Source organism: Flavobacterium sp. HSC-61S13 (assembly GCF_024171535.1).
Taxonomy (GTDB): Bacteria; Bacteroidota; Bacteroidia; order Flavobacteriales; family Flavobacteriaceae; genus Flavobacterium.
In genome coordinates this window covers 346,596-353,883 of record NZ_JALJZV010000002.1, presented here as the reverse complement: position 1 = coordinate 353,883, position 7,288 = coordinate 346,596, and the positions used below count along the sequence as shown (strand labels likewise).

8 protein-coding genes are annotated in these 7,288 nt (G+C 37.0%); 2 read left to right on the top strand and 6 right to left on the bottom strand.

From position 1 onward, the window contains the following. Window positions 1-220 precede the first annotated feature (220 nt). The 6 genes from L1275_RS03910 to L1275_RS03885 form a co-directional block, all read right to left on the bottom strand. A complete protein-coding gene (locus tag L1275_RS03910) occupies window positions 221-820 on the bottom strand; it encodes a DUF1684 domain-containing protein (protein ID WP_253470016.1) in 600 nt (199 codons plus the stop codon). Window positions 821-899: 79 nt separating this feature from the next. Then, entirely contained in the window at window positions 900-1,370 is a 471-nt protein-coding gene (locus tag L1275_RS03905; protein WP_253470014.1) for a Dps family protein, read from the bottom strand. Window positions 1,371-1,592: 222 nt separating this feature from the next. Then, window positions 1,593-2,078, bottom strand: coding sequence for a hypothetical protein (locus tag L1275_RS03900; protein WP_253470011.1), 486 nt, complete (start codon window positions 2,076-2,078; stop codon window positions 1,593-1,595). Between the two features lie 159 nt (window positions 2,079-2,237). Beyond that, window positions 2,238-2,918, bottom strand: coding sequence for a monofunctional biosynthetic peptidoglycan transglycosylase (gene mtgA / locus L1275_RS03895; RefSeq protein WP_253470008.1), 681 nt, complete (start codon window positions 2,916-2,918; stop codon window positions 2,238-2,240). A 136-nt stretch (window positions 2,919-3,054) separates the two neighbouring features. After that, window positions 3,055-3,753, bottom strand: coding sequence for a DedA family protein (locus tag L1275_RS03890; protein WP_253470005.1), 699 nt, complete (start codon window positions 3,751-3,753; stop codon window positions 3,055-3,057). Next, complete coding sequence (locus L1275_RS03885; RefSeq protein ID WP_371923417.1) at window positions 3,753-5,051, bottom strand: dicarboxylate/amino acid:cation symporter; 1,299 nt, start codon at window positions 5,049-5,051, stop codon at window positions 3,753-3,755. The genes L1275_RS03890 and L1275_RS03885 overlap by 1 nt, the downstream gene beginning before the upstream one ends. On the opposite strand from L1275_RS03885, the gene L1275_RS03880 reads away from it, so the two are divergent. Beyond that, a complete protein-coding gene (locus L1275_RS03880; RefSeq protein ID WP_253469999.1) occupies window positions 5,028-5,438 on the top strand; it encodes a hypothetical protein in 411 nt (136 codons plus the stop codon). The genes L1275_RS03885 and L1275_RS03880 overlap by 24 nt on opposite strands. Further along, complete coding sequence (locus tag L1275_RS03875; RefSeq protein WP_253469996.1) at window positions 5,338-7,239, top strand: S9 family peptidase; 1,902 nt, start codon at window positions 5,338-5,340, stop codon at window positions 7,237-7,239. Before L1275_RS03880 ends, L1275_RS03875 begins: the two co-directional genes overlap by 101 nt. Window positions 7,240-7,288: the final 49 nt, after the last annotated feature.

The following is a 7,288-nucleotide window of genomic DNA, read 5'->3' as shown; positions in this document are numbered from 1 at the left end:
GCTGATACGCTGATACGCTGATACGCTGATACGCTGATACGCTGATACGCTGATACGCTGATACGCTGATACGCTGATACGCTGATACGCTGATGGGCGTATGTGCGAATGGGCATATAGGCTTTAGATGCAGATACGCTGATGTGCCTGTACTTGAGTGTGCGTATTCGCATATGTGCAAATGGGCATATAGGCAAATGGACACATAGGCGTATATGAATTACTTAAAATCCATAACACCAGCTTTGATTTCCGTATTGATAAAATTTTCTTCAGGGGGTATTGGGCAAGAATATTTATGATTGTATACACAGTATGGGTTGTATGCCAAGTTAAAATTTAAGGTAATTTCATCTGTAGTTGGAATTTCGAGATCCAAATAGCGGCCACCGCCGTAGCTGCTGACTCCAGATGTTAAATCGGTAAAGGGAAGAAATAAACTGTTTTTATAGTCTGGCTTTTGGATGAGTTCTAGATTTTGGAATACGCTAAGTGTAAATGAAGTGCCATTTAATTCAAAATGCAGGTCACCATATTTTTTATAAATTGGTTTTCTTGCTGTAGTGGTGGGCATTTCGAACGGCTGTGTATCTGGAGTTCGCGTTAATTTAGCTTGGACAACAAAATTTTCATCAATCGGAAAAAAGGCTAAACCTGTGAATTTTTTGATGGCGTCTTTGGGCAATGGACTTGTCTTGGGATCTTTAAACTCTTTATTTAAGTTTTTTTGGAAATCGATAGTCATATCGATAGCCGATTTATTTTGTGCACAAGCTACGGTTAAAAAAAGCAGGTAAAATAAAACTGAAAGACGTTTCATGATTCTAGGTGAGTTTAAATTAAACAAGCCTCCGGAGAGGCTTGTTACAAATATAGGTATTTTGTTTCTGGATGTAGTCTTATTTGATATGAGCGCGTAACATCCAAGCTTGTTTTTCATGTAGCATCATTATTCCGGTAACGAAATCGCTAGTTCCGAAATCCAGTTCTTCTTCGATGGTATTGATGTTTTCTCTAATGTGTTTAATGATGGTGTCGTGATCATTAAGCAAGTCCTTGATAAAGCTTAAGCTATCATTTCCGCCTTTGCGGGCTTCTGTCAAATGCGTTAAAGCTAGATATTCTTTAAGCGTTGCTGGTGCATAGTGACCTATTTGACGAATGCGTTCAGCAACTTCGTCAATCACGGTTTCCAGTTCGGTATATTGGCTTTCAAAGAAGAGATGCATCGCATGAAAGTCGGCTCCTTCCACATTCCAATGAGCATTTCTAGTTTTGGTATATAGTATAAATTCGTCGGCTAATATCGCAGACAAAAATTCAGCGGTTTTTTCTCTTGATCCAGCTTTAATTCCAATTAATGTTTTCATATAAATCTGTTTTTAGTTAATAACTTTCGGTATAAAGTAAAGTTACGAAATAAAAGAGAGAACTCATAGGATTGAAATATTAATGTTTTCAGAAAAATATTTAATATTAACTATTTAAAGGGGTTGTAGTAGAAAGGTTTGGAAACCGTTTGAGATGTGTTATAAATAAAAAAGGCTCCGTCGCATGCGACGGAGCCTAGAAATCCTCTGTTAAAAAGATTTTTATTTTTTCCCTAAAGCGTCGTTTATTCCCGCTTTAGCATCTGCTTTGGCGTCTTTGACAGCATCTTTGGTGTTTTTAGCGGCTTCGTTTAAGTCGGCCTTCACGTCTTTAGCGGCGTCTTTGATATTGTTTCCAGCATCGTTGATGCTTTCCTTAAGATCATGACCTGCTTCAGATGCTTTTGTTTTTGCTTCTTCCCAAGTGCTTTTAGCGTCGTTAATTGCCTTTTGAGCAGCCTCTTCTGCTTTTTTGTCACCTTTTACTTTAGCTTCTTCTAAAGCTTTTTCAGCTTCTTTAAGTTTTGCTTCAGAATCATTTTTCAATTGCTCCCATTCATTTTTAGCGTCGATCTCGTCAACAGTAGTCTGGTCAGTAGTAATTACGGTTTCAGTACCGTCTTCATTGATTACTGCTGCCTTGTCTTGTTTACAAGAAGTTACTGTGATTAGGGCAAGTGCGGCAACGGATAACATTAATTTTTTCATAGTTTTCAAGTTTTATTAATACTCAAAGCTACAAAAAAGAAATTATATAATGACAACATAATTGTTTTTTATTAAAAAATTAAGACTTATATTGTGTATTTATGTCAATTTTACCGAGGTGATTATGATAATAATAATCAAAAAACGGATGAAATTCTGCTAATATTTCAATGGGCCGTGATAGTTAATATACTTTACAATGGTATTTTTACGTCTATTGATGTATCCAGATGAATTAGAAGCCTTAAATTTTCTTGGATTAGGAAGAATTGCTGCGATTCCTGCTGCCTCATATTTGGTTAGATTACTAGCACTCTTCTTGTACCAGTATTGTGATGCCGCTTCGGCTCCATATACACCATCGCCCATTTCAATACTGTTTAAATATACTTCCATGATGCGTTCCTTGCTCCAAAGCAATTCTATGAGTACCGTGAAATACACTTCTAGCCCCTTTCTCAAATAGCTTCTTCCTTGCCATAGGAAAACGTTTTTGGCTGTTTGTTGAGAGATTGTACTGCCTCCGCGTATCTTTTTACCTTTTTGATTGCTTTTAAATGCTTTTTCAATAGCTTTTAGATCAAATCCGTTGTGTTTGAGAAAATTGCCGTCTTCACTGACAATCACTGCTTTTTGTAAATTGGGGCTGATTTTGTCAATAGAAACCCAGTCGTGGGACATCTTAACTTCTTTGCCGTTAGTTTTTTGCTCAATCGCTCTGATAAACATCAGCGGAGTAAATGGGACAGGTACAAATTTAAAAATCAATACGACTAATAGGGTTGATCCGAAAAACCAGAGTAGTAATTTAAATAGGATACGAAGTGCTTTTTTGATCATGGTGACAGAGCTATATGAAGTGCGAAATTACAAAAAAAACAATAGCAAAGGCAGGTCATTTTTAGTTGTTAAGTAGGCATAAAAAAAGCGAAAAAACATCAGTTTTTTCGCTTTATTTATTCTTTCGGGAAAAGTGTTACTCAACTGTTTCCTCTGTTTCAGACGTTTTTTTGCTTTTTACCAATTTCAAAATGATTGGCAACGTAGTCACAGCAACTAAGAATAAGATGATGTATTCAATATAATCTTTTAGATTCACTCCGTAACTTTCAAGTAGAAATTTTTGCAAATAATGACCGGCAAAGATTAGAGTAGTAGCCCATAAGAAAGAACTAACAATGTTGTAAAACATAAATTTTTTAAAATCCATATGAACGATTCCCGCGATAATAGGTGCAAAAGTTCTTACGATAGGTAGGAATCTTGCGAATATAATTGCACGACCACCGTGTCTTTCGAAGAAAACTTTAGATTCGTATAAGTATTTCTTTTTAAAGATAAAATTGTCTTTTTTGGTATAGAGGTAGTTACCGCTTTTAGATCCAAACCAGTATCCAAACATATTTCCTAATATCCCTGCGAGAGCGACTAAAGTCGATAATAAAGCGACATTGGTAAAATCGCTTTCGATGGTGAAAAGTTCTTGCATTAAGGCGGAACTGTATATTCCCGCTAAAAACAATAAACTATCTCCCGGTAAAAAGAAACCTGCAAACAATCCAGTTTCTGCGAATACTATAAACAGTACTACATAGATACCGATATGATGGCCGGCTATTTCGAGGTTGATGTAAAACTCAGGATTAATAAGTTGTGAAATGTGAAATTCGTTCATTATGTATTAGTTGTTTGTAGGTTTTCTTCGCGTTTTGATTCCCATTTATCTATTGCTGCGGTGGACAGACCATTTCCAAGTACGTTGGTCATGCTTCTAGCCATGTCACAAAAGTGATCGATAGGTAGAATTAGAGCGATACCTTCAGGAGGTATTCCAAACATAGAACAAGTAGCAACAATTACAATTAAGGAGGCTCTAGGTACTCCTGCTACTCCTTTACTGGTTAGCATTAGTACCAAAAGCATGGTTAATTGCTTTTCAATAGGCATGTGGATATCGTAGATTTGGGCAATAAATAAACTGGCAAATGTCATGTACATCATACTACCATCTAGATTAAAAGAATAACCAAGAGGTAAGGTAAAGGATACGATTTTTGGTGAACAACCAAAAGCTTCGAGCTCTTCCACCATTTTTGGAAATACCGCCTCACTACTGGTGGTTGAAAAGGCAATTAAAATAGGTGTTTTTAGTCGTTGTAGCAATTCCCAAAGGCGTTTGCCTAAAAGGAGGTAGCCAACAGTTAATAAGACCAGCCACAATACGGCTATACCGGCCATAAAGGCTAATAAGTAGTGTGCATATAAGGTAAATACTTCAAAACCATAATTGGCAACAGCGGAGGCAACAGCACCCAAAACACCTAGTGGAGCAACCCACATGATGTATCCTACCATTTTTAAGACAACTTTGGACGTTTTGTCCAAAAAAGTAATGATCTGATCTCCTTCTTTGCCTAAAGTGGATAAGGCAACGCCGAAAAAGATCGAAAATATGACAATCTGTAAAATCTCATTGTGTGCAAAAGATTCAAACACACTACGCGGGACAACATGATTGATAAATACTTCAAGAGAGAAGGCTGATGTTTGATTGATTAAATCCGCTGCTGAACTGGTTTCTGCTAGAGAGATGTTTGTGCTTTCTCCTGGTGCAAACCAATTGACTAAGGCCATTCCAATCAATAACGATACTAAGGATGCCGTGATAAACCAAGTCATAGCTTTGGCTCCAACTCGCCCTACCATCTTCATATCACCCATTTTAGCAATACCGACCACTAGAGTACAAAACACCAATGGAGCAATGATCATCTGAACCAAACGAATGAAAATGGTTCCTAGAAGTTTTATGTTTTGCGAAAAACTCGGGATCGATTCAGGATATTGATAATGCACTAAGCCGCCAAGACTAACTCCAATTATAAGAGCTATAATGATGGCTAGAAATAATTTGTTATTACTGTTTTTCACTGGATCTATTTTAAGTGCGTGAAAATAGACCTTTTTTTTTATTTTTTGTCTTTATATCCAGTTAAAAAATCTAAAGAACTACCAAATGAACCTTTTTTTGAGCAGGGTTTTAATTGTTTATTGCGTTTTTTGTGTGAAATCGATATTGAAAATGAACTTTTTATGAAATCTACTGCAGTTTTTTGTAGAAAACGAGCTGCTGTGATTCCTTTATACGATATAATCGAGCTACTCCCTTCTAAAAACAAATCGCAGTTGGATCAAAACATAAAATTGGAGGGGTTTCATTTAATTTTAGTAATTTTAGCGCATACAAAAAACAATAAGAATGAAAAGAATTATTCTGTTAACCCTCAGTTTGATGAGTATAACCGCTTTTTCACAAGAGGTTATGACCAAAGAGTTGCTGTGGAAGTTAGGAAGAGTTAGCCCTGTAGGAGTTACTAAAGACGGGAAAAATTTGATCTATAAAGTAGGTCGAACTGAAATGGATGAGAATAAAATCAATTCCAAAATTTATCAAATTCCAATTGACGGAGGTACGCCTAAAGAAATTGCGGATTACAAGGGTTTAATCGTCGATAAAAACATTTCCCCTGATGGTAAAATGCTGCTTTCTGATCAGGCGGTAAAAGTCAACAAAGTATTGGGTAAGGATTTATATCCGACCATGGGAAAATCAGACGTTTATGTTTTTGATGCCTTAGATTACAGACATTGGGATACTTGGAACGACGGTACTCATAATCACGTTTTTATTTCTGAAATAGCTCAGCCGGAAAAAACAATTGATTTATTGAAAGATGAACCGTATGATTCTCCGCAGAAACCTTTTGGAGGAGACGAAGATTACATCTGGTCACCCGATGGAAAAAAAGTAGTGTATGTTTCTAAAAAGAAATTTGGAACTGACTATGCCATGAGTACAAATACCGATTTGTATGAATATGATTTGGAAACCAAACAAACCAAAAATATTACAGAAGCGAATAAGGGATATGATACACATCCTACTTATTCGCCAAATGGTGATTTAACGTGGCTTCAAATGAAAAGAGACGGATACGAAGCGGATAAAAATGATATCATCGTTCGATTTAAAGGTATGGATATGAACCTTACTGCAAATTGGGATGGCACAGTTGACAGTTATCAGTGGGCACCAGATGGTAAAAAAATCTATTTTATAGCAGCTGTAGATGGGACTGTGCAACTTTTTGAAGTTAACTTTCCTGGAATGACTCGTATTGCTATTCAGGTACGTCAGGTTACCGATGGGAATTTTGATGTAACTGGTATCGTAGGTTTTGCAGCTGGAAAAGTTTTATTGACTCGTACGGATTTTAATCATGCAACGGAAATATATGCTTATGACTTAAAAAAGGCTTCTTGGAATCAGGTAACTAAAGTCAATAACGACCTATATGCTAAAGTGACCATGAGTAAGTCAGAAAAGCGTTATGTGACGACTACAGATGGAAAAAAGATGTTGGTTTGGGTAGTGTATCCTCCGAATTTTGACCCAAATAAAAAATATCCTACCTTATTGTATTGTCAAGGTGGACCGCAATCTGCTCTGACACAATTCTATTCATTCCGTTGGAATTTCCAATTGATGGCTGCTGAGGGTTATATCGTAGTGGCTCCAAACCGTCGTGGAATGCCAGGACATGGAGTGGCTTGGAACGAAGCAATTAGTAAAGATTGGGGAGGTAAGCCCATGGAGGACTATTTGAACGCTATCGATGATGTGGCGAAAGAAAAATATGTAGACAAAGCGCGTCTTGGTGCGGTTGGAGCGAGTTATGGAGGGTATTCTATTTTCTATTTGGCGGGTATTCATAATAACCGTTTTAAAACCTTTATCTCTCATTGTGGTGTTTTCAACTTAGAGAGTATGTATGGAACTACCGAGGAAGTGTTTTTTCCAACCTGGGATACAGGGGGAGCATATTGGGAGAAAGACAATGTTGATGCCCAAAAAGCGATGAAAGACTTTAACCCGATTAAAAATGTTAGCAAGTGGAATACTCCAATCTTAGTGATTCAAGGAGGAAAAGACTATCGTGTTCCGATTGGACAAGGACAGGAAGCTTTTCAAGCGGCACAGTTGCTCGGTGTGAAAAGTAGATTTGTTTACTTTCCAGAAGAAAACCATTGGGTTACTAAACCTCAAAACGCTCAAGTTTGGCAAGGTGAATTTTTCCGTTGGTTAAAAGAGACTTTATAATTAAAAGAGAATTGATATACAGAAGGGCTGTCTCAACATATAGAGACAG